This window comes from Olivibacter sp. 47 (assembly GCF_030372825.1).
GTDB lineage: Bacteria > Bacteroidota > Bacteroidia > Sphingobacteriales > Sphingobacteriaceae > Olivibacter > Olivibacter oleidegradans.
The window spans coordinates 165,041-188,307 of sequence record NZ_JAUCNR010000001.1 but is presented as its reverse complement, the minus strand read 5'-3'; the positions used below and the strand labels follow the sequence as shown (position 1 = coordinate 188,307).

Here is a 23,267-nt window from a genome sequence, read left to right as displayed (position 1 = left end):
ACATATTAGATATATGTACTCTCAAACCAAAAAGAATTATGAGGATATACCTGCTTTTTATTATTGTAGTTGTTACACTTGGAGGCTTCCTGTTTGGTTTCGATATGGCCGTGGTTTCGGGCATTATCCCGCTGATTAAGACAGATTTTGCACTCAGCGCTTCTCAGGAGGGATTGTTTGTGTCATCTGCGCTAATCGGTTGTATTGTAGGTGTCGCCTTTGCCGGTAAATTGAGCGACCGTTACGGTAGGAAGTCGCTTTTGATCGCGGCGGCAGCACTTTTTTTTCTGTCGGCAATAGGGTGTAGTTTGAGCCCTGATTTCTTTACCTTGTTAGTAGCGCGGTGCTTGAGCGGTGTTGGCGTGGGAGTTGCTTCCATTGTGGTACCACTGTATATCGCTGAGGTATCACCTGCTTCTTTGCGCGGTCGTATGGTCACTTGCTATCAGTTGGCGGTTACCATTGGCATTTTAATAGCTTATCTCAGTAATGCGGCAGTGCTCCAGTACAATTGGCAGTGGACTGATGGCTCGCACTGGCGCATGATGTTTCTTATGGGGGCTATACCGGCCCTGCTGTTCTGGTTTGGACTTTATCGTATTCCTGAAAGTCGAGATGGTTGATGCAAAAGGGGAGGGACGACCGGGCGGCGGAGGTGATGCGACGTCTACAGTTAACCGAAGTGATCAGTACTGCATCATCGCCCGAGCGGATGATTAAGGTGTCTCTTTGGAAGCCTGTGTACCGTCAGGCCCTTCTGCTCGGCTTGTTATTACCCTTATTTTCACAATTGAGCGGTATTAATGCCATCATCTATTTCGGCCCGACGATCTTAGTGCAATCCGGACTTTCCTTAAGCGGATCCTTGCAAACGCAAATCTATTTTGGTTTAGCTAATGTCATTTTTACAGGAATCGCTATTTGGAAAGTAGATAGCTGGGGGAGACGTCCACTTTATCTCGTCGGTTCTGCCGGTGCTACAATTTGCTTGCTATTAACAGCTTGGTTCTTAAATGTTAACATGGAAAACTATGGATGGTTGCTGGCACTTCCTATTCTTGGCTTTCTACTCTTTTTTGCGTTTTCCATCGGGCCACTCAAGTTCGTCGTAGCCTCCGAAATATTTCCAAGTGCTATCCGTGCAAAGGCGATGGCCTTAAGCGTGTTGGTGATGTGGATCGCAGACGCCATCGTTGGTCAATTAACACCCATTATGCTCGACAGTTGGGGAGCTGCTTGGACCTTCCGCTTTTTTGCGGTCTGCTGTGCAATCGCCTTTTTCGCGGTGTACTATCTTTTACCGGAAACCAAAGGAAAAACGTTGGAAACCATCGAAACCTATTGGCAGGAGAAATTCAATCAAAACAGACGCGGGGAAAATAACAATAAATAATAACGTCTACTTATAAACTAACCTTTATTAAAACTTAAATGAGATGAAAGAAACAAAAATGTACAAACGCTGGAAGTTTTACTTCCTGGGATTATTAATCCTGTTAGCAACTCAATCGAATGCCATTGCAAAGCAAGGCATTCCAATTTCCGGGCGCGTGTTCGAGGGTACGGGGACCGATATGGCTTTGGCCGGCGCCAGTGTCAGTGAAAAAGGAACGGCAAATGGTACCATTACCGATGCTCAAGGACGATTTCAACTAACGGTAGCAAGCGAACGAGCTGTGCTGGTATTCAGTTACATCGGTATGCAACCGCAAGAAATTACGGTGGGTAAGCAACGTACCTTTAACATGAATCTTCAATCGGATGATGAAGCCTTAGAGGAGGTCGTCGTTACGGGTTACGGCACCCAGCGTAAATCTGACCTCACGGGTTCTGTTGCTGTTGTCTCCTCAAAAGAATTACTAAATGTTCCTGCCAACAATATGCTACAAGGCTTAAAAGGTAAAGTATCAGGTGTAAATGTATTTCTAAACTCAGGTTCGCCGACGGGCAGTCCTCGGGTACTGATCAGAGGCTTAGGTACGATTAATTCTTCGTCGAACCCACTTTATGTGGTAGACGGCGTGGTAATGGAGAACATTCAATTCCTTAATCCAAATGACATTGAGCGCATGGAAGTCTTGAAAGATGCTTCATCAACTGCGATCTATGGTGCCAGGGGTGCTAATGGGGTCATTCTTGTGACCACCAAGCGTGGTGCACCAACCGAAGGTCTTGTCATTGGTTACGATGGCTTTGTAGGTATGGGGGTATTGCCTAAAAAATTGGAGGTGCTGAATTCGGCGGAATTTTTGGAGGTAATTGAGCGAGGTTTTCAAAATTATAGCAAATATAATCCGAGCGGTACACCACCTGTCTTTACTAAATCAGATCCACGGCTATTCGATGCACAGGGAAATCCCCTGTATGATACCGATTGGCAAGAAGAGGCTACGCGAACCGCCGTATCGCATAACCATCAATTATCGGTACTGGGAAAATCAGAAAAATCTTCCTTCGGTGCTTTTATGAATTACAATAAAACGGAGGGTATTATGCTCAATAACTGGTTAGAACGTATTAACGGTAAACTTGCTTATGATGCCAATCCAAAGAAATGGTTGTCGTTGGGAACCAATATACTCGTGAATTATAACCGCGGGAATGAATTTGAAGAGGAGGGAGGCCACCAAATGCCCAGAAGGTCGATGTTGGAAATGCCTCCGATTTTTCCGGTGAAATTTCCTGACGGTACTTGGGCGCACAGTGGAATGATCAGTGATGCGTATTCGCTTGAAGCCATCCCTAATCCGGTACATGTGCTAACAACCCAAGATCGTTTTCGGAAGCGGACACAGATATTCGGAAACACCTACGCAACCTTTCACATCCTGCCTGGACTTGACTTACGCACACAATTTGGTTTCGATAAGCAAGATAACCTCATCCAGAATTACGATCCGACAGATTTAATCAACATTTCTGCACCGCTTGGTTATGCCTATATTGAGAATCAACATTCGTTCTACTGGCAGGAAGAAACCTATTTAAATTACAATAAAGAGCTTGGCGATCATCGTATCAACGGTGTCCTGGGACTGAGTTGGCAAGAACGAACTGCCGAAACCGATGCGATCTCAGCAAGAGGCTTTTCTGATAATTTCTTCCGTTTCAATAGCATCCAGGCCGCCAGTCAGCCCGGCGCACCAACCTCATCCTATGATCGTTGGTCAATGAATTCCTATTTTTTGCGCGGAAGCTACAGCTATAAAAGTAAATACCTGCTGACCTTTACAGGACGGGTCGACGGTTCCTCACGCTTCGGCGCCAACAATAAATACGGTATTTTCCCATCCGTGGGTTTGGGTTGGGTGTTATCTCAAGAACGTTTTTTAGCGGATTTGGAGGCTATCGATGAACTAAAATTGCGTTCGAGTTATGGTATAACAGGCAATACAGAGATTCCAACTTACCAATCCTTAGGTACCATATCTTCAGAAACAACATTGATCAATGGTACACGCGTTTCCCAGAGTTATATCAACCGTTTGCCGAATCCGAATTTGGAATGGGAGAAAACAAAACAGTTTGATATTGGGATGGATTTATCGCTATTTAATCGTCGCTTAAGTTTCGGTTTCGATTATTACCATAAGCTCACAACCGATCTATTGCTGGATCGCCCCGTTCCAACTTCTACCGGCTTTGCTGCCGTTCGGGATAATATTGGCTCTGTATCGAATAGAGGTGTTGAAGTGTTGATCAGCGGTAGCCCGGTGAAATCCACTGATTTCAGTTGGGAAACAACGCTTAACTTCAATTATAATAAAAATAAGATCGAAGCCTTAGGAGCGAATGATGAAGATATCTTCCCCGGGCCAAACTGGGTGTCGGGCAGCCAAACCATTCTCCGGGTTGGTGAAAGTCTGAGCTCTTTTTGGGGTTACCGACGACTGGGAACTTGGAGTACGGATGAAGCTGCTGAAGCCGCTAAAGTGGGCGCCATTCCCGGTGAAGCGAAGCGCAGCAGCGAGCGTACCATTATTGGTAAAGGATTACCTGATTGGACCGGTAGTTTTATCAACAACTTTCGCTATAAAAACTTTGATTTAAATGTTGATTTACAATTTGTAATGGGCGTAGATATCCTCCAACAGTTCTTCCACTCGATGGAAGATCGTACCGGTTATTCCAATGGCTTTAGATGGACATTGACGGAAAGCTGGACAGAGGAGAATCAAAATACCATGATTCAACAAATTCGTAACGGCCCATATTCCGGACAGAATAGTGAAGTTGACGATCATTGGGTGGCCAATGGCTCTTACCTTCGGGTTAACGCCATCAGTTTGGGTTACAATTTTGGCAACACACAATTGAGCAAAATTGGCCTGAAGAACTGGCGGATTTATGCAAGCGTCCAAAATGCCTTCTTAATCAAATCCGACAGCTTTAAAGGTTACGATCCGGAAGCTACTTCCTGGGGAACGAATCAATGGGGACAGAATATATACTTTCACCAGTATCCGCGCCCTCGGACGTTCACTTTAGGCACTAGTTTTCAATTTTAAGTAAGGCGATATGAATCCATTGAAAATCTTAAAAGTTGATCAAATGAAACCAATTATCATTATATATTTAATTGCAGTAGCTGTCATTTTCAGCTCATGTGAAAAGTTTCTGGAAGAGGAACCTAAAGATGAAATAGCCGGCAGTCAATATTTCACACAGCCGGAGCATGCCATCAATGCCGTTAACGGATTGTACAGAACGGGTGCGCCACAGCTTTACGATGGGTCGGGTACGCATTATTCCGGTGCGAAAATGTTCTTCGGCCCGTATTTAACCGGGTATATCGACAATGAATTTAAGGGGCAGGAGGTGCATGTACAGCATGCCCAAAACATGACCTTCAATGCAACCAATTTGTCTACCTATTTTCAGGATATTTGGAGCATCTTGTATAGGGGTATTGCCCGTGCCAATAATGCGATTAAATACATTCCTGCAACACCCGGTTTGTCAGATACGCAGCGTAATCAGCTGTTGGCAGAAGCGCGTTATTTTCGGGCGATGGGTTATTTTCAACTCGCTCGACTTTTTGGCGAAGTGCCGTTGATTACCGAACCTTATGAAAGCTTAGAGAATTTAAATGTTCCCAAGAGCCCTCTGGAAGAAGTGTACGCCTTGATTACCGCTGACTTGGAGTTTGCCGTGAATGAAGGAGAACTTGCGGAGACGATCATGCCAGACAACGGTGGAAGGATAACCAGGGGTACGGCTGCCACGCTTCTAGCAGATGTCTACCTTACGATGGGAGGTTACCCCCTACAAAAAGCGGAGTATGCGAAAAGTGCATCGGTTGCTAAGTCCGTTATCAGTAGTGGGGTTTACCAGCTAACTACGCACGATCGTAGCGCGGATGGTGCGGTTAATCTGAATAGTACGGCCTATAATAAACTGCGTTTGGTGGATAATAATAGTGCGGAATACATTTACTATTATGAGTTCGCGGTAGGTATTTCTACTTCCACTCACGTACACTGGGCTTTCCCGGCTACAGCGGCATCCTCTACGGTCTTTGCCATTACCAATAACGCTTATGGGCCTTCAACCAGATTTTTACAAGGTTATAACCGTACGGATGACCTCCGTATTCAGGAAAAACAATACTTCCATTCGTCATTAACCCGATCTAATGGTACAACCCTGAATTTTGTTACGGCTCCTTATATGTGGATGGATGATGTAGCGACCTTTGAAACAGCTAGTTCGGGAAAGGACTTGCCGATTTATACCTATTCGGATGTGCTATTGGTTGCTGCCGAGGCTATCGCCCTTTCGGAAGGTGTAACGGGTGAAGCTGTTGATTACCTCTTGCAGGTTAGGGCAAGAGCGCTGTGGAAATCTGATATCAATCAATTGAGACAAAGTTTAGCTGGCCTTTCGGTTGAGCAATTTGTTCAAGAGGTTTGGAAAGAGCGCTACCGCGAATTGGTATTTGAAGGCCGGCAATGGTTTGACATCCAACGCACGCGGATGTTTCCGGTACCAGTCGGAGATGGCGGCGGAGATATCCGTTTTGAACCGGTTATTGGCCATGCAAATGATAAAGGCGCAATTATACAAGAAAAGAATTTGTTATTACCAATCCCAACGGATGAACTGCAAAGGAATCCTAGTTTAACGCAAAACCCTGGCTACTAACATGAATAGGAAATAATGTGCTGATTACTTAAAATTCGACTAAGGATAAAAGAAGATACGAAAAAGAAAGATTAATATTATGGAACAACAACAAAAGGAAATGGAATTAGCCAATGGAAAAGTAAACCTGAATTATGAAATATGCCCGACTTATCCGGCGCAAGGCGAAATTTTTAAAGGCTTTGATGCGTTGGTTACCAATATTTTAGGCGATTTACCTCTTTGTTTACTTGATGGTTATATTGGTGTCGATTGGCATACCGTGGTGAGCAATTTGGAAGCATCGTTTAAAAGCCTTGGTAAAGAAGTACGATTCGTGTCGGTTGATCAAGCTTTATTGCCAACATCGAGCATTGAAACCATGGTACAGCCTTTTCTTGGAGGTGACGATCCGATCTTTGGAACGAAAACGTCTTTATCCTTAGTCGATTTTTTTGATGGAGGCCGACTTAAAAGTTTGATTTACAATGGCAGCGCACAGCAAATAGTAGTATATGGCTGCGGCGCTGCACTTTGTAGTTCAACGGCACCGATAGTCTATATCGATCTTCCTAAAAACATCATCCAAAAGCGTATGCGCGCCGGTTTGGTACGCAATCTGGGTGCGCAACGACTGCAAGATAACAAACAAACCTACAAACGTTTTTATTTTGTTGATTGGGTTGTCCTGAATAAACATAAAAAGGCGCTACTGCCTCACATCAGTATCATGGCAGATCAGCAAGAATCGGATACAATCTCTTGGATGTATGGCGACGCCCTTCGGAAGACCCTTAAGCAGATGTCACAATCTTTTTTTAGGGTCAGACCTTGGTTCGAACCCGGTGTGTGGGGAGGACAATGGTTAAAAAATCATTTACCTGGTCTAGACCAGGAAGTTCCTAATTATGCTTGGTCTTTTGAGATGATTGTCCCTGAAAACGGCCTGGTGCTAACAGACGGAGGAAACCAGCTAGAGATTTCCTTCGATCAACTGATGTATCAGGAAAGCGAAAATGTATTAGGAAGAGCACATCGACGTTTTGGTGACGAGTTTCCTATTCGCTTCGACTTTCTGGATACCTATGAGGGGGGAAATCTATCCATTCAGTGCCATCCAAGAACCGCTTACATTCGAGAAAATTTTGGCGAAAGTTTTACACAAGATGAAACTTATTATATTGTTGATTGTGAGGTAGATGCGAAGGTTTATCTTGGCTTTCAGGACAACATCGAACCCAAACGTTTCAAACAGGCACTGGAGCAAAGTTTCGAGAAAAATGAAGCCTTGAATATTGAAGATTACGTGCAGAAATTTCCTGCTGAAAAGCATGGATTATACCTGATTCCGAACGGGACAGTCCATGCTTCCGGTAAGAATAACCTGGTGCTGGAAATCAGTGCGACACCTTATATTTTTACTTTCAAGATGTACGATTGGGTTCGTCCGGATTTAGAAGGAAATCCACGACCTTTAAATATTGATCGGGCTTTTGATAACTTAGATTTCTCACGAAAGGGGCAGGCTGTTATAGATACACTGATCTCAAAACCGGTACAACAGGTGCTCGATGAACAGAGCAGCGTGATTCACTTGCCAACACATCCTGAACATTTCTACACGGTTGACCGTTACGAATTTGACGATCGTGTTAATATCTTAACGCACGGGCAATGTCATGTATTGATGTTGGTAGAAGGAGAGTCGATTGAGTTGACAACTGCTAATGGATCGAAGCATGTGTTTAACTTCGTAGAAACGTTTGCAATCCCGGCAGCAGCTCATGGTTATAGCCTTCGAAACTTGGGACAAAAGAAAGCAAAAGTGGTGGTGGCCTTCGTGAAAGATGAAGCTTGTTTAAATCAATAAAAAGAATGATGCGAATAAAAAAATACACATGGGCCTTGCTTACCGTATTGGTTTCCCTGACCGCGCGTGCTAACGAGGATTTAAAAATCTTATGGGAAATTGGTAAGTCCGATCATAGCCCACAGGGGATGGCCTTGGCACCCAATGCATATCAGCAATTTATTGCACATGATTTCGGTTTTGAAGATCGTTTTTTTCTGATCGGTTATTCAGATCCTACTAAGGAGTGGCCTTATGTACTACCGGGGCCGGCAACGAAATGGGGAGGTACCGGACCAACTGCGGGTATACGTTCGCATGTCCTAAATATTGACTTTGAGTTAGCGCATCTGCATAAAGCTGACAAGTTTTATTTCGAAGCTAATATATTGCAGACTGATCCACTCCATGCGCCGGTATTGAAAGTTACCATCAACGGACAGGCTCATCATTTTCAACTAAAAAGCAGTAAAGGAAAGGCCGAACCCGTCGGTCCTTTTTCGAATACAGATGCACAACGGATTGAAATATCAATACCACCTAATTTGTTAAGAAATGGTTTCAATGAGATTCAATTGACAAGCCTTCAAGGTGGTTGGCTTGTTTTCGATAACCTCTTATTGAAAGGACCCTCCACAGTTTCCTTAAAATCGACAAATGATGCCTTAATCCGAAGTGTAGAAACCGCTGACTATGAAATAGAACAAGCAAGTAAGCGTTATCAACCCTTGTTGATCGATATTTCTTCCCTAAAAGGAAGCCCCGTTCTTGAAGTCAAATTGGAGGGACAATCTATTTTTAAGCGGCAGCTTGATTCAGGACGCTACATTTTCGAAGCGCCGATGCCGGCTGTTAAGCAATCCAAAAAAAGCAAATACGCGCTGTTTGTTAATGGACAGCTGAAGGAGAGCGGTGAGGTGCTCCGGTCGGCGCAAAGCGAAGCTAGCCCCGCGACTTATGTCAATACCATGATGGGGGCCGCCCATTCACGATGGATGATCGCTCCGGGTCCTTGGATGCCGTTTAGCATGGTGAAGTTGAGTCCGGATAATCAGAATAGCGGCTGGCAAGCTGGATATGACCCTACCATTGAGTCGATCGGGACTTTTAGCCATATCCATGAATGGACCATGACCGGTTTGGGGACTTTTCCGACGACAGGTCCTTTGCAGATTCGTATCGGTGACGAGCACCAGCCTGATAGTGGTTACCGATCCAGAATTGATAAGTCGACCGAAAAAGCCCCTTTAGGCTATTATCGGGTAGATTTGTCCGATTATGATATTACGGCAGAATTAACCGCGGGTACGCGTAGCAGCTTGCAACGTTATACGTACCATCGTGGAGACACTGGCCGCGTCATGGTCGATCTACAAATCCCAAGTGAATATCCTTATGAAATTGAAGAAGCAAGTTTGAAGCAAATTGCACCTAACCGCATTGTTGGATATAGTAAACAACTATCGAAAAGTGTCTGGTCAGGCGGTGTTGATCAGGCTTATACCGTATACTTTGTGATGGAGTTCGACCAGCCTATTCAACAACTGGGTTTTTGGAAGGACGATCAGGTGTTAAAACAGCCGGAACTATCCACTGGTCATGCAAAAAACGCCGGTATGTTTGTAGAGTTCGACCTAAGAAAGAAGCATACTGTACAAGTCAGAACCGGTATTTCCTTTGTCGGTTTAACGCAGGCGGAGCAGAATTTGATGGAGGAAATCAGTAAACCCTTTGGTTGGTCGTTCGATAAAGCAGTAGCCAATCAGCGAGAAGTTTGGAACGAATTATTAAATCGTGTGCATATAGAATCAGACGACTTTTTTCAAAAACAACGCTTCTATACCAATATGTATCGTTCCCTAGCGAGTAGGAATACCTTTAGTGACGTAGATGGAAGCTGGGTGTCTGCAGATGAAAAGGTACGCCGTTTTAGTGATACAAGCGATCGGGCCCTAGGGTGTGACGCTTTTTGGAATACCTTCTGGAACCTTAATCAGTTCTGGAACTTGATTACGCCCGAGTGGTCAAATAAATGGGTTCGATCACAATTGGCAATGTACGATGCCAATGGCTGGTTGGCCAAAGGACCGGCGGGTATGGAATATATTCCGGTGATGGTTGCTGAACATGAGATACCACTTATTGTAGGGGCTTATCAAATGGGAATCCGTAATTATGATGTAGAAAAGGCCTTTAAAGCAGCGTATAAAATGCAGACAACCTTATCCGGACCGGTAGAAGGAGGTTATGCCGGCAATCGCGATTTGGCGACTTATCTTAAGCATCATTATGTTCCTTTCGATGAAGGCCGCTTTTCCAATTCGCTGGAATATAGCTATGACGACTGGACTGTCGGTCAATTTGCCAAAGCCCTTGGTAAAGAAAAGGAATACCAAATTTTTGCCAACCGAGGGTCCTGGTGGAAAAATGCGATTGATACTACAACGGGTTATGCAAGGATGCGGGATAAGAATGGAAACTGGTTACCTGATTTTGATCCTTTCAAATCAGGAGCTAATAAACATTACGTAGAGGGAAATGCATGGCAATTGACCTATTTTGTGCCGCAGGACGTAACAGGTTTAGCACAAAAAATTGGTGAAGAAACTTTTGTCAAACGATTGGAATGGGGCTTTGGTGAAAGCTACCGCTGGCGTTTCAATGGTCCGAATGATCAATACTGGGATTATCCGGTGGTGCAGGGAAACCAACAATCCATGCACTTTGCCTTTCTATTCAACTGGGTTAAGCGGCCGTGGCTAACACAAAAATGGAGTCGTGCCATTATGGAGCGTTACTATGGGCATGGCGAAGCAAATGCATATTTGGGTGATGAAGATCAAGGGCAAATGAGCGCTTGGTTTGTCATGAATGCGTTAGGACTCTTCCAAACTGATGGAGGAACCCGCGTCAATCCAATTTATGAGATCGGCAGCCCCATTTTTAAGAAAGTGACAGTTAATCTCGGTGGGCGTTTTGGAAGAGGTCAAAGCTTTACCATTGAAGCAAAAAACACAAGTAAACGAAATATTTACATACAAAAAGCTTATCTGAACGGAAAAGTATGGAACGATTGCTGGTTACCGGCTGCAGAGGTGTTAAAAGGCGGTACACTAGTTCTGGAAATGGGATCCGAACCTAATCAAGCATGGGGTATCAGCGGTATTCCCCCGGCAGACTAACAAATGATAAATAGATAAAAAATGAAAAGAACTACAATAATCTCATTCCTTGTTTGCCTAGGCATTTACGCATGTAATAACCAAACGAGCAGGAATAAGGAACAGACATTAGCACAGATAATTGCAGCTGACAGTAATCTAAATATAGTGAAAGAGCGAGCCTTAAAGGTGGTAAGCACGGGCTTTAATGCAGGAGATGGATACCGTGAAGTTTGGATTCGCGATTATAACACTTTTATTAACCTTGCTGCAAAAGCTCACCCAAAAGACACCTTAAGGGATAACTTGGTTATCTTTTTCCAATTGCAAGGAACAGATGGTAATATTGTTGACGGTTTTGTTCCAAAATCTACTGTAAAACCGAGCAAAGGGGGTTATGACTATATCTATAACGATCTGGCACCCCATTACGCAGGACATAAAAACACCGTGGAAACTGATCAGGAGACCTCATTAATACAGGCCGTGCATAAATACCTGCAAGCAACGCAGGACACCACGTTTTTAAACCTTAAAGTAGGTGCAATCCCTGTACGCGATCGGATGGAGCAAGCCTTATCCTTTCTAATGAATAAGCGATATAACGAAAAATATGGACTGCTATGGGGGGCAACAACAGCTGATTGGGGCGATGTGCAACCCGAGCATGATTGGGGTGTTTATCTAACCGACGATTCCCACCTGGCGATCGATATTTATGATAACGCCATGTTTTTGATCGCCTTAGATAATTTTATGGAGATGGTACCTGAAAAAGCAGCAAAATGGAAGCCCATCCGCGAGCATATTGCGAAGAACACGATGGCACATCTCTGGGATGCTAAGCGCCAAAAATTTATCCCCCATCTTTACCTGAACGGCTCACCATTCGATAGCACTTTTGACGAAAATGCAATCTACTATCATGGGGGTACAGCAATAGCTATTGAGGCTGGCTTGTTAAATAAAGACGAGATTAAAGCTTCTTTGGACAAGATGATTGCCAACGTCAAGGAATCAGGAGCCGCAACCATTGGTTTAACACTTTACCCCACTTATCCCGAAGGTGCGTTCAAGAACAAAGGTATGTACCCTTACGGCTATCAAAATGGAGGAGATTGGACCTGGTTTGGCGGACGAATGATTCAGCAGTTAGTCAAGTATGGCTTTCAAAAAGAAGCTTATGAACAGCTAAAGCCGATGGTGGATCGTGTGATCAAGAATAACGGATTTTTCGAATGGTATACTCGCGATAATAAACCCGAAGGTTCCGGAACCTTTAGAGGGGAAGCGGGGGTATTATATGATGCCATTACTTGTTTGCAAGAACATATCGAGACAGAAGAATAAATGAATACGATAAGTGGTGCCTGAAAGTTTCTTTCTACACTTAAGACACCACTTATGTTGATTCTGTTTCTATATATGAACAACGAAATTTATGCAGTAACCTCGTCCAATAAAGATAATACATCAATCAAATCGCCGATAATTTTATCCGGATTTGCCGTTTCTAGTTGCTCAACAGTATGTGCACCGGTAGTAATACCGATATTTAAACCACAACCGGCATTTTGACCTTCCTTGATATCAATGGTTGAATCTCCTATTTTAGCGACTTGACTGCCATCAGTTATGTTAAAACGTTTCATGGCAAAATGGATCATATCGGGATAAGGCCTATTTTCCGGTACGTCGCTGGCGGTTACCAGCGCGTCTATTTGCTCACCCTCTTTCCATCGCAATTTATCGATAATCGACTGAGCGGTAATCCTATCGTAACCCGTATTGAGAACTACTAAAATATTCCGCTCTTTCAACGCTCTAAAAAGTTCTTCGGCATTCTTCTGAGGTACAATTTCCTCCCTTTCATAGGCTTGGTCGAGCTGCTGCCTGAAGCTCTCGTAAATCGAATCAACTAAACCCTCGTTCTCTATATTTTCATACCTGGCAAGTATGGAACGGATTGCCTGTTTCTTTTCCTTTCCGGCACCCTCCGCTAAAACTTGTTCTAAGCTAAAGTCAAATCCAGCTTCATTAATAGCTTTTTGCAATGTTTTGTAGACGATATTATCTTCATCTACTGTGGTGCCGGCCATATCAAAAACAACCATTTTTATTTCATTAGGCATAAAATTTAAATATTAAATCAATTTTCAAATATAAACAAAGTTTACTTATAATGAACTATTTCCAAAATTAAATTTATGTTAAGCTTTACAAGGAGGGTAGGCGCATGATTTTGTTTTAAATAGTACAATTTTAGCGCAGATGTTTATTTTGTCTAAACATATTTCTTGTCACTATATGTAAACGTCAACTTAATAAAGCATATCTAAGATGTCTTATCATTGCGTTGACGGTGTCGTATTGGACAGCGGTGCGCTAAACTGTTTTTTCGCAATCGGTTGCGTTTAATCACTACTGGATAATGTGAACTAGAACTGTTAGTTTTATTGCTTATTGATGATTTAACGAATCGCTAACCGCACGAACGCGGCTTGTCGGTCTACAGGCTGTATGAGAAAAAAAGCAAGCTAATGAACGTAGTAGCGAATAAAAGATGCTAAAATGACACCAATAACAAACAACTTAAAACCATGGGTGGGCCTCATTTTATTGAGTATTGCCTTATTAAGTTCCCAATTCGGATACGGACAGCAAAAATCCGGGAAACCAAATATTATTTATATATACGCTGATGATTTGGGTTATGGCGACGTAAGTGCGTATGGCGCTACAAAAATACAGACACCCAACCTCGATCGTTTGGCTGCCAGCGGTATACGATTTACCAATGCACATACAACCTCTGCTACTTGTACCCCATCCCGTTTTGGTTTGATGACGGGTATTTATCCTTGGCGACAGCAGGGCACGGGCGTCCTTCCGGGCGATGCAAAGCTGATTATTCCCACCGATCGAGTAAGCTTGCCGAAAATTTTTAAAAAGGCGGGCTACCACACCGCCGTGGTTGGTAAATGGCATTTAGGTCTGGGGACACAGGTGAAGAAGAATTGGAATACAGATGTAAAGCCAGGCCCAAATGAGGTCGGTTTCGATTATTCGTTTATTTTTCCCGCAACAGCGGACCGTGTACCCACCGTATTTATGGAAAATCATCGCGTGTTAGGGCTTGATCAGAACGACCCGATAGAAGTAGATTACCAACAACCGGTAGGCAATGATCCCACAGGTAAAGAACATCCGGAGTTGCTGAAGATGCATTCATCACCCGGACAAGGGCATAATCAAACCATTGTAAACGGTATCGGACGTATTGGCTATATGAGCGGTGGCCATCGGGCAAGATGGGTCGATGAGGAAGTTTCTACCACATTTCTTTCGGTTGCGCAGGAATATATAAAACGGAATAAAGAGCGACCCTTTTTTCTTTATTTTGCGTTGACTGAACCCCACGTGCCCCGTATGCCCGCCACTATATTTAAGGGAAAAAGCAATCTAGGTTACCGAGGAGACGCTATTCTGCAATTGGACTGGACTGTTGGACAGATCATGGATCAAATAGAGTCACTCGGCTTGTCCGACAATACGCTGATTATCTTCTCGAGTGATAATGGACCGGTGTTGGATGATGGCTATCAAGATGGTGCAGTAAGCCAACGAAATGGGCATATGCCTGCCGGGCCCTTAAGAGGAGGCAAATACAGTATATTCGAGGGAGGTACACGCGTGCCCTTCATTGTCAGTGGGGCAGGAGCAGCTAAGGGTGTTACTTCAGATGCACTTCTTTGTCAGATCGATCTGCTCGCCTCCGTTGCCGATATGCTGGGGCAGGCGATACCGAAAGGAGAGGCCTTCGATAGTCAGGCTTTATGGGACACCTTTCTTGGAAAAGATAAAGAGGGAAGAAGTCACTTGATTGAACACGCCGGAAGTCTAGCTGTTATTAAAGGAAAATGGAAATACATTGAGCCGGGCAATGGACGGGCTTATGCCAAGTTAACCGACACAGAATTAGGAAATGCGCCACATCCGCAATTATATGATCTATCAAAAGATATGGGTGAAAAAAATAACGTGGCAGATACTCATCCGAAGATGGTGAAGGAGTTGGCTGCTATTTTAGCAGCCGAACGTAACAAATAAAGGAAATCTCCGTAGCCGATACAGTATTCGGGAAGGAAGACATCGGTTCATTCGGAAGATATTATGCTGAAATTTCTATAAAACGTACAAAAAAATAAAAAATTAATAATAAACAATCGTTTGTGTAATATAAGGGTGGTATATTAGAATAAAAATTATTGCCATGCATTTGAAACTACCTTTATTAAGTAAATTACTCAAATTAGAGATTACAACGATAGGAGATATTCGACTGATTTGGTTGAATGATACGTATGTGATTACCGAGAACCCGGTGACGCTGGACGTTGAAATAGATTGTTTGGATACTTACGAATCTCAATCACTTTCCGCTAATGAGTTAACCGATATTCTGACTTTCAAGAAAACAAAGTCCTTATCGGCGGGCCAACGAAAGATGAAAATAGCTAATTCGTAAGTGTCGTTGCCTTTTCACTTTATCAATTGACTTTTTGAATATCAGTCACATCAACAATAACCACATTGCTGTTTAGTCGTGCCTGTCGGGCATGGGGACAGGTTGGCCACTTGTCTTGTTTATTGGCATAGGTGCCCTCCATTTTCTTAATTTATCGCTTAACAATTGGCCGAGTTCTTTCACTTTATCCGAATAGTGAACAGCTAAATTATGTGATTCCCGAATATCATTTTTTAAGTTATATAGCTCAAAGCTTGTATCACGCATATTATAAATAAGCTTCCAATCCCCTTTCCGAATAGCGCTTTTATAGTTGATACCCGGGCCATCGTCCGTTGTCCATTTGTTTGGCGAGTGCCATATTAATGCACGTGTTGAGTCGCTCAAATTGGGATTTTTAAGGTAGGGAACAAAACTCTTGCCATCGATGCTTTGCAAAATTTCTGTTGATGGAACACTTGCCATTTCTAAAATGCTGGGAAAAAAATCTTCAATCATTACGTATTGGTTTACCACCGAACCGGCTTTTGCAACACCGGGCCATTTCACGAGCATGGGTTCGCGGATTCCGCCTTCATAAACTGAGCCTTTTCCGGCCCTTAAAGGTGAATTTTGGCTATGCGGTGATCCACCCCTTGGTGGCGATAAACTCAAACCTCCATTATCACTCATAAAAATGACGATGGTATTATCGGCTATTCCCTTTTCTTGTAGATAGTCCATCAGGTCGCCTAAGCTTTTATCCATACCTTCCAATAACGAGGCATACATCGCTTCAGATTCTCCTAAACCAGTATCGATGTATTTTTGATAAAAGCGTTTATCAGCCTGCAATGGGACATGTACGGCATAATGCGCCATATTCAAATAAAAAGGCTTCCCTTCTTTAATCGGCTGTTCCAGTGCCTTGATTGCCTCCAAAGTGAGTGCTTCCGTGAGAAAGGTATCCCTTCCATAATATTCTTCTAGATCAGGTACAGCCTGCCAACTTGCCTTGCCTGGAAGATTGCCATAATTTTCCTGCCCCAAATAATTCTGTGGATGTCCGGCGGTATGGCCCGAGATATTAACCATAAAACCCATATTATAAGGATTGGCCCCCGGCGTTCCGGCAGAGCCCCAATGAGCTTTCCCTACATGAACGGTAAAGTAGCCGGCATCTTTCAAAATTTTCGGAAAAGGGGTTGCATGAAAGGTATGCGGAATATTCGGCACCGGGCTCATACCATTATAATTCCAGGATGCTGCGCCAAACTGTTTATCAAGAGCATCGGTATTATTATTAGGAGCGGGAGAAGTCCAATTCGTCACACCATGATGAGCTGCTGTCATGCCCGACAGCATACTGACACGTGTAGGCGTGCATACGGGGTTTGCGTAGGCATTGGTGAATTTAGCGCCTTCTTTTGCCAAACGTTCCATATTGGGTGTATGGTATTTCCGATTTAAGGACGTAATCTCTGTCCAAAAGGGCTCTGAGCTATCTTGCCATCCCATATCATCAACCAAAAAACAATGATATTGGGACGCTTTTTGGATTGTCCGAATGCAAAAGTTGATGTGGCTGATAGAAGGAATACAAGGCAAAAAATAATAAATTTCATCATCTACAGGTTAAAATAAACCATAACATTCATTCTTTGAGATGTGTTTGGCCCATTGGTAACATGATCCGGTCTTTAAGCGGTGTATAGCAGTTAAGAATAATGTAAAAGCAATAGTAGTATAAAAAAGAAGGAAAACAAAATTGACAATAAACGCAATCGGTTGCATTAAATGGAGTACTTCTTTCGGTACGCCTATGATATATTAAGGGGTTATTCTTCTTCTTGTTACCTGCCTATAACCATGTTGTGGGGTGTCTAAAGAAACGCTCCGAAATGGGGAGTAACGGAGCGTTCGCTAACCAATTATAAACCTAATTATGAGAAGGCGATTTTTTATAGGACAAAGATAATTTCGTTGCATTAATCGTGTGTTTAGCTTGTATTAATTTTTCTGTCCACTGATTTGCTTTAGCCTTCAAAAATTCGGCTTTACATAGTACGCCTAATGGAGAATTGCTTACCAGGCGGCGATGAAAATAAAATTCCCAATTTTTTTGTTTTACTTTGAAATACAAAGTACTTTTGAATAGAAATAACAAAATAGATTATTCACTAAATTTTTCAAAGCATGAAAAAGCAAAGCAGCATTTATTCATCTATTATAGGTGTCGCATGTGTGACCCTGTTCCTATTGCTGATCCCTTTCGTAGCCATGCACTTTACCAACGAGGTAAACTGGAGCTCGCTTGATTTTATTATTATGGGAGCGCTTATATTCGGAACGGGGATTTCATTTACGTGGCTGGTTAGGCGATCGCCCAATCTCATGTATCGAATTGCCATCAGCATAATGGTCGTGGCCACCTTTTTAATGATCTGGGCCAACTTAGCAGTAGGCCTGATCGGCAGCGGCCCAAATATCGGCAACCTTATGTATATAGCAGTAGCCATCGTCGTGATCGTTGGCTCCTTGCTATCGCAGTTCAAAGCGGCCGGCATGGAACGTGCCATGTATGTCACCGTACTGACACTGGTAGTGCTTGCAACAATTGCCCTTCTTGCAGGTATGCAGCATCATGGCAGCTCGGTCATCGAAATATTGGGCGTTAATGGTTTCTTCGCCGGCCTGTTTCTAGTTTCGGCAGCATTATTTCATTATGCGGCTAAAAATGCATTAAATAGGACTTCGCTATGAAATGATCAGATCAGTGCGAAGGTAAACCGGCAATACATGTGAAATTTGATGAATCAGTTGCTAGAGTAGTTAAAAAAATGGCGGCCGAAGCCGCCTCCCATGTCACTTTCCCTTTGTTAATTCTTTAAGGCATGCACGTTTGTCGGTCATGCCGGTGCCGAAATACATTTGGTAATTCGCACCTACTGTTTTTCGATAGATAGGATGCTTGAGTGAAACAAAAGTGAGAAATATAGCGAAACGATGAAAGAGGTATAACACTATTTTTCATATAGGATTTTTCCTGTTTTTATGAAAAAGTGTTTAATATAATCTGTAACGATCACAGGTTGGTTGAATTAATGTGAAAATCATCCCGAAAATTTTTTAGATCTGTAAAACAATATAGGGAGGCATATCGTATGTAATATATCCTTAACTTATATGAAAGATTAAATACATATCTATGTTTTCAAAAACTAAACTTTTCCTCACTATAGGGCTGAGCTTGCTGTTGTTATTGATAGCCTTTTCGGGGTACCGTATCAATGCCCTATCACGGCAGCAAGTGCAGATCATGGAAGACTATAGTACCGTAAATAGCATTGCATTCGGCATTCTTTCTATTAATAAATGGGAAGAAAAGATAACTACAATAGTTGAAAAACAAATTCAGCAGTTCAGTTTTACGCCGGAGCAAAGGGTTGAGCTGCAGAAAGAAGTGGAAAAAATGCTTCATGCTATGATCGATAAAGCCATGAGTAATCTGACGAAAAAGCAAACGAGCATCAAAGGAAAAATACGGAAGGCAGCAGTCAATGTTTTTGTCGATGAAGATCAATTACACGATCAGGTTCCCGGTTTTGCAAAAACCATTGTCGATCAGGTAAACAAACCATCCACCAAGAAAACCTTGAAAAATCTGGCCGAAGATAAACTGGATGAAGTAAAAGAAACGACTTTCGACAGCTCTATGGTGGCGCAACGAAAAGTAACCAACTCCATTTTCAGTAAATACGGTGCGCGAAACAGTACCGGCTTCAAAAAGAAGACGGATAAACTATTTGCCGATATCCGCTACGAGAGCTATGCGTATACGCTTGTTGTTTTTGCCTGTATTTTACTGTTGTTGGCCTTGTGGAAATATTTCATCGATCATCAGGAATTGCAAAAATCATTATTTATTTTTTCACTTTTAGCCGCTGGCATTGTGTTAATCGTAGGCGTTTCATCGGTCATGATTGAGGTGGAAGCAAGGTTGGAGAAGATAGACTTCCACTTAATGGGAGAACATCTCATTTTTGAAGACCAAGTTCTTTTCTTTCAGAGCAAGAGTATTATCGATGTGGTAGTAATTCTTTTGAAGAATGCCAAGATCGATTCCATCGTGGTAGGTCTGCTCATTTTAACATTCAGTGTATTCTTTCCGCTCGGTAAGCTCATCTCATCGGGCCTTTATCTCTTGCGCGAGTCGAGCAGAAAGAATAAATTCGTCCATTTTTTCGCTTTCAAGTCCGGTAAATGGAGCATGGCCGACGTCATGGTGGTGGCAATCATGTTGACCTATATTGGTATGAACAGTATGCTAACTTCTCAGTTAGCCGTTTTAAACATCAGGGAAGACAATATTACGAGTATTGCAACAAACAATACCTCTTTACAACCGGGCTATATGGTGTTTGTTCTATTTGTCGTATTTGCCTTAATCCTGTCGGAAATACTACATAGAATCACCAAAAAGATATCCGAAATTTCATCTTAAATCAGCTATATATGAATAGTTACCGGTTTATTTGACTTACTTTAATGCCATATTTCTCTTCCTTCCGTACAAATAGGCGATGTTGAAAATCACAACGGCCGTGAAAATCATTCCAAAGGCAATAAGCTGAACCGTATTGATCGGTTCTTTATAATAGAGAATGGCCAATAAGAAACTAATAATGGGATTTAAATATAATAAGGTGCCGACAATAGAAGAATCCAACCCTTTAAGAGCAAAAATATTGAGGAACAGGGGAATAATGGTGTAACCCACTGCAATAATTGCAACAAGGCCATAGAATGTCATTGTTTTAAGTACCGTAGTATCAATGACCGTTAAAATCGGGAGCAGCAAGAAGGTGCTCACGACAATATGAATGGTTAATGTGAAAAATTTATCCATCTGAAAGGTATTCTTTTGAAGCACTAAATAGATTGCATACGAAAGCGCGATCACCATGCTGTAAATCAAATCCATAAAATGGCCATATGCAAGGATAAGGCAACTAATCAAGCTTAACAGTACAGCAAACCATTGTCCTATATTCAGTTTTTCACGCAAAAAAAGGCTGGCTAGAACTGTCGTTAAGATCGGACAGATCAGGTAGGCCAAAGACGTGGCGTTGACACTGACTGCATTCATCACATAAATAAACGAGAACCAATTCAACCCGAGCATAATGGCACTGAAGAACATATTTATCAGCAGTTTTACTCTTTCTTTTGGCGATATTGTTTTGACATAATGGATGCTGGCAAAAGTTTGTTTTCTTCTGAACATAAAACAAACGAAAGCGATACTAATGGCAGCAAAGATGACGCGGTGAATAAGAATATCCAGCGCCGCATAAGCACTTAACGGTTTTAGTACTAGAGCAAAAGTGCCCCAAATAGCGAAGCCTAATACGGCAGATAGATAATGTTTCATTAAGATGTAAAGCTAACACTTGATATGACGGCATGCGGTTGGAAAAAACTGTCTTTGTTATGGGCTAATATACGTCATTTTCTTTAAACTCAGTCGTTTCATTCCGACCTATCAGCTTCAGCTAGGCTGGTGAGGAGGGGTAACGGATTTTACCTAACTTGGTTATAAGTAAATATGGTTGATGTCACCGAGTCAAGGTTTAAAACTCGTTTTAACGAGTTTTAAACCTTGTAAATTAATTATAGGTAAACCAAACAAAATCGTCGATACTCTATACCAAAGTGACTATTCAATGTATCCTGGATTTTGAACCAATAATGGGTTTTTCCTTATTTCGTCTCGCGAAAGGGGTAGAAAATATAGTTGGTTTTTCCAAACACGATTTTCTTTACTATTAAATTCCTGTGGAGTATAGCTGTAATTGTAAATAGATTCATCATATCTATAATTACCTGACAAGGTTTTTCCAGGCTTGAACGTTCCATCAATTTTAACTATTGTCACTTTCCTGCCAAGTGTTTCTTCAGCAATTAACCATCTCCTCGCATCAAAAAAACGCTGTTGTTCATAAGCCATTTCTATGCGGCGTTCATGGCGGTATATTTCTCTTAGCGTACTTTGATCCGTTGCTGTGATAGCGGGCATGCCCGCCCGGAAGCGAATTTTATTTAGCCAAGTTCTTGCCGTTTCCGTGTCGCCCAGTTCAATACAGGCTTCCACATAGTTAAATACAACTTCTGTAAACCTAAAATAGGGCCAGGGCACGAACTGCCTTGCTTGCGCATCAATAATATTCGGGTCCGGATCAATAAATTTTTGAATATAATAACCTGTCCAAGTCCCGTTATGTGCTTCCTTAGGTCCTTGTTTTGTGTCTAGTCCGGCAAATTTCGTCAGCTTGCCATCTACGATTAAATCATATGCGCCTGTTTGTATTTGATTGGCTGGGTCTAAAGGGTTATTTCTTGGTTTCCAATCTGCGCCATCGTACAATATGGAGGCATAAAAGCGCGGATCTCTGTTTTTATAAGGGGCCGCTTTATGAAGGGGATTGTTCCAATCGAATTTAGTTCCATCATTCATTTCATAGTCATCTACCAAAAGGCCTATAGGTTGGTTCCCACCCCAATTGTTATAACCATTCGGACCGTTATCTCTGGCATGCGTTGAACTTTGTTCGGTGATAAAATAGCGTGCATAAAGTATGTCAGATGCCGCCCCCTGATCAATACCTGCTGCTTTGCTACCGCCACCCATGGCGATACTTTTATAATTAATTCTCCCCTGTTCCGGTGCGACCGGTTCGGTTAGATTTAATTTATAACCCGTTCCCGCATCCAACACCGCCTTAGCGGCAGCCTGTGCCAAACGATACCGTTCTTCTTGGGAGCCGCTCGTATACGCTAATAAAGGTAATCTCTCCGAAAGATTATTTAGATCCGTGACCTTTGCAGTAAGCTTTACGGCGTCATGCAGATCGCTTGCTGCATAAATCAAAGTTCTGGATTTGAGCGCCAAAATAGTGAGCGAATTAATACGTCCTTTTTCAAGTACAGTATTCCCCAATCGCCGGTAGGCTTCATCGCAATCCTGTATAATTTGATTTACACAGGCCTCATACGTGCCGCGTTCTTTTTCATATATAATTGGATCTTCTGAGTATTCATAGCTGCTGGTAATAATCGGGACACCACCGTAGTACCTTAATAGTTGGTGATAACAATAGGCGCGAATAAAAAAAGCCTGAGCCAATAATTTATCTTTAGCTCCTTGATCACTGATACCATTTTTGGTGTCATCTATTAGTCTTTCGATCGCAATATTGCTGAATCTTATATACGTATACATGCGCTCCCACCACCTGGATGTCCCGCTCCAGCCTTCATTTGCCCCATTGATAGCACCTGTATTCAATAAGAGGAAAGCATCGGTATGGTTCCATAACGACTCATCAGTTGCCGAAGCTTGCATCTGTTCGGTGAAACCGGAGTTACCTGCTTCAAAAACATTGTAAATATCACTGACAAATTTTTCTGCTAATACCGGGTCTTGCCATATCGTCTCATCGGAGAACGCGTTACGAGGGGATACATCTAAAAAATCTGTACTACATGCTGTCGTAAACAATAGAACAGCCAACATATAAAAAATCCTGTTTTTCATTAATGTCTTCATTTCACCTTAGTTTATTTA

Annotated in this window: 15 protein-coding genes; 11 read left to right on the top strand and 4 right to left on the bottom strand. The window is 42.5% G+C overall.

The genetic code is table 11. The features are described 5' to 3' along the window. Positions 1-38: 38 nt before the first annotated feature. The 7 genes from QT327_RS00760 (at position 39) to QT327_RS00730 (ending at position 12,483) form a co-directional block, all read left to right on the top strand. Positions 39-623 (top strand): MFS transporter, encoded by a 585-nt coding sequence (locus tag QT327_RS00760; protein ID WP_289551628.1) that lies wholly within the window; start codon positions 39-41, stop codon positions 621-623. After that, positions 623-1,393 carry an MFS transporter gene (locus QT327_RS00755; protein WP_289551627.1) on the top strand — a complete coding sequence of 257 codons (771 nt, stop codon included), beginning with the start codon at positions 623-625 and terminating at the stop codon, positions 1,391-1,393. The genes QT327_RS00760 and QT327_RS00755 overlap by 1 nt, the downstream gene beginning before the upstream one ends. 43 nt (positions 1,394-1,436) lie before the next feature. After that, positions 1,437-4,508, top strand: a complete 3,072-nt coding sequence (locus tag QT327_RS00750) for a SusC/RagA family TonB-linked outer membrane protein (protein ID WP_289551626.1) — start codon at positions 1,437-1,439, stop codon at positions 4,506-4,508. 43 nt (positions 4,509-4,551) lie between these two features. Then, positions 4,552-6,144 carry a RagB/SusD family nutrient uptake outer membrane protein gene (locus tag QT327_RS00745; protein WP_289551625.1) on the top strand — a complete coding sequence of 531 codons (1,593 nt, stop codon included), beginning with the start codon at positions 4,552-4,554 and terminating at the stop codon, positions 6,142-6,144. Between the two features lie 79 nt (positions 6,145-6,223). Next, positions 6,224-7,993 (top strand): class I mannose-6-phosphate isomerase, encoded by a 1,770-nt coding sequence (locus QT327_RS00740; protein ID WP_130855387.1) that lies wholly within the window; start codon positions 6,224-6,226, stop codon positions 7,991-7,993. A gap of 5 nt (positions 7,994-7,998) precedes the next feature. Further along, positions 7,999-11,154 carry a GH92 family glycosyl hydrolase gene (locus QT327_RS00735; protein WP_242627158.1) on the top strand — a complete coding sequence of 1,052 codons (3,156 nt, stop codon included), beginning with the start codon at positions 7,999-8,001 and terminating at the stop codon, positions 11,152-11,154. 21 nt (positions 11,155-11,175) lie between these two features. Then, complete coding sequence (locus QT327_RS00730; protein ID WP_130855388.1) at positions 11,176-12,483, top strand: glucosidase family protein; 1,308 nt, start codon at positions 11,176-11,178, stop codon at positions 12,481-12,483. A gap of 89 nt (positions 12,484-12,572) precedes the next feature. On the opposite strand, the gene QT327_RS00725 is transcribed toward QT327_RS00730, so the two are convergent. Beyond that, positions 12,573-13,265: a phosphonatase-like hydrolase gene (locus tag QT327_RS00725; protein WP_207303733.1), complete on the bottom strand. Its 693-nt coding sequence runs from the start codon at positions 13,263-13,265 to the stop codon at positions 12,573-12,575. 439 nt (positions 13,266-13,704) lie between these two features. Here QT327_RS00725 and QT327_RS00720 point away from each other — a divergent pair, with 439 nt between their 5' ends. Both QT327_RS00720 and QT327_RS00715 read left to right on the top strand, forming a co-directional pair. Continuing rightward, positions 13,705-15,243: a sulfatase family protein gene (locus tag QT327_RS00720; RefSeq protein WP_130855389.1), complete on the top strand. Its 1,539-nt coding sequence runs from the start codon at positions 13,705-13,707 to the stop codon at positions 15,241-15,243. Between the two features lie 163 nt (positions 15,244-15,406). After that, positions 15,407-15,661 (top strand): hypothetical protein, encoded by a 255-nt coding sequence (locus tag QT327_RS00715; protein ID WP_130855390.1) that lies wholly within the window; start codon positions 15,407-15,409, stop codon positions 15,659-15,661. Positions 15,662-15,733: 72 nt separating this feature from the next. Here QT327_RS00715 and QT327_RS00710 read toward each other — a convergent pair whose 3' ends face one another. After that, the gene (locus QT327_RS00710) at positions 15,734-17,158 is read right to left on the bottom strand and encodes a sulfatase (protein WP_289551624.1); all 1,425 of its coding nucleotides are present in this window, start codon (positions 17,156-17,158) and stop codon (positions 15,734-15,736) included. Positions 17,159-17,836: 678 nt separating this feature from the next. On the opposite strand from QT327_RS00710, the gene QT327_RS00705 reads away from it, so the two are divergent. Beyond that, positions 17,837-18,403, top strand: coding sequence for a hypothetical protein (locus QT327_RS00705; protein ID WP_289551623.1), 567 nt, complete (start codon positions 17,837-17,839; stop codon positions 18,401-18,403). Positions 18,404-18,848: 445 nt separating this feature from the next. Continuing rightward, positions 18,849-20,144: a paraquat-inducible protein A gene (locus QT327_RS00700; RefSeq protein WP_289551622.1), complete on the top strand. Its 1,296-nt coding sequence runs from the start codon at positions 18,849-18,851 to the stop codon at positions 20,142-20,144. A 36-nt stretch (positions 20,145-20,180) separates the two neighbouring features. Here QT327_RS00700 and QT327_RS00695 read toward each other — a convergent pair whose 3' ends face one another. Together QT327_RS00695 and QT327_RS00690 are read right to left on the bottom strand one after the other, a co-directional pair. Beyond that, positions 20,181-21,074, bottom strand: coding sequence for an EamA family transporter (locus QT327_RS00695; protein ID WP_289551621.1), 894 nt, complete (start codon positions 21,072-21,074; stop codon positions 20,181-20,183). Between the two features lie 285 nt (positions 21,075-21,359). Further along, the gene (locus tag QT327_RS00690) at positions 21,360-23,249 is read right to left on the bottom strand and encodes a RagB/SusD family nutrient uptake outer membrane protein (protein WP_130855394.1); all 1,890 of its coding nucleotides are present in this window, start codon (positions 23,247-23,249) and stop codon (positions 21,360-21,362) included. Positions 23,250-23,267: the final 18 nt, after the last annotated feature.

Excerpts from the sequence above, each read along its gene's own strand:
- QT327_RS00745 (WP_289551625.1), top strand. The coding sequence starts at position 4,552 with ATGAAACCAATTATCATTATATATTTAATTGCAGTAGCTGTCATTTTC.
- QT327_RS00715 (WP_130855390.1), top strand. The coding sequence starts at position 15,407 with ATGCATTTGAAACTACCTTTATTAAGTAAATTACTCAAATTAGAGATT.
- QT327_RS00700 (WP_289551622.1), top strand. The coding sequence starts at position 18,849 with ATGTTTTCAAAAACTAAACTTTTCCTCACTATAGGGCTGAGCTTGCTG.
- QT327_RS00705 (WP_289551623.1), top strand. The coding sequence starts at position 17,837 with ATGAAAAAGCAAAGCAGCATTTATTCATCTATTATAGGTGTCGCATGT.
- QT327_RS00690 (WP_130855394.1), bottom strand. The coding sequence starts at position 23,249 with ATGAAGACATTAATGAAAAACAGGATTTTTTATATGTTGGCTGTTCTA.
- QT327_RS00720 (WP_130855389.1), top strand. The coding sequence starts at position 13,705 with ATGACACCAATAACAAACAACTTAAAACCATGGGTGGGCCTCATTTTA.
- QT327_RS00750 (WP_289551626.1), top strand. The coding sequence starts at position 1,437 with ATGAAAGAAACAAAAATGTACAAACGCTGGAAGTTTTACTTCCTGGGA.
- QT327_RS00710 (WP_289551624.1), bottom strand. The coding sequence starts at position 17,158 with ATGGGATGGCAAGATAGCTCAGAGCCCTTTTGGACAGAGATTACGTCC.
- QT327_RS00695 (WP_289551621.1), bottom strand. The coding sequence starts at position 21,074 with ATGAAACATTATCTATCTGCCGTATTAGGCTTCGCTATTTGGGGCACT.
- QT327_RS00760 (WP_289551628.1), top strand. The coding sequence starts at position 39 with ATGAGGATATACCTGCTTTTTATTATTGTAGTTGTTACACTTGGAGGC.
- QT327_RS00755 (WP_289551627.1), top strand. The coding sequence starts at position 623 with ATGCAAAAGGGGAGGGACGACCGGGCGGCGGAGGTGATGCGACGTCTA.
- QT327_RS00730 (WP_130855388.1), top strand. The coding sequence starts at position 11,176 with ATGAAAAGAACTACAATAATCTCATTCCTTGTTTGCCTAGGCATTTAC.
- QT327_RS00725 (WP_207303733.1), bottom strand. The coding sequence starts at position 13,265 with ATGCCTAATGAAATAAAAATGGTTGTTTTTGATATGGCCGGCACCACA.
- QT327_RS00740 (WP_130855387.1), top strand. The coding sequence starts at position 6,224 with ATGGAACAACAACAAAAGGAAATGGAATTAGCCAATGGAAAAGTAAAC.
- QT327_RS00735 (WP_242627158.1), top strand. The coding sequence starts at position 7,999 with ATGATGCGAATAAAAAAATACACATGGGCCTTGCTTACCGTATTGGTT.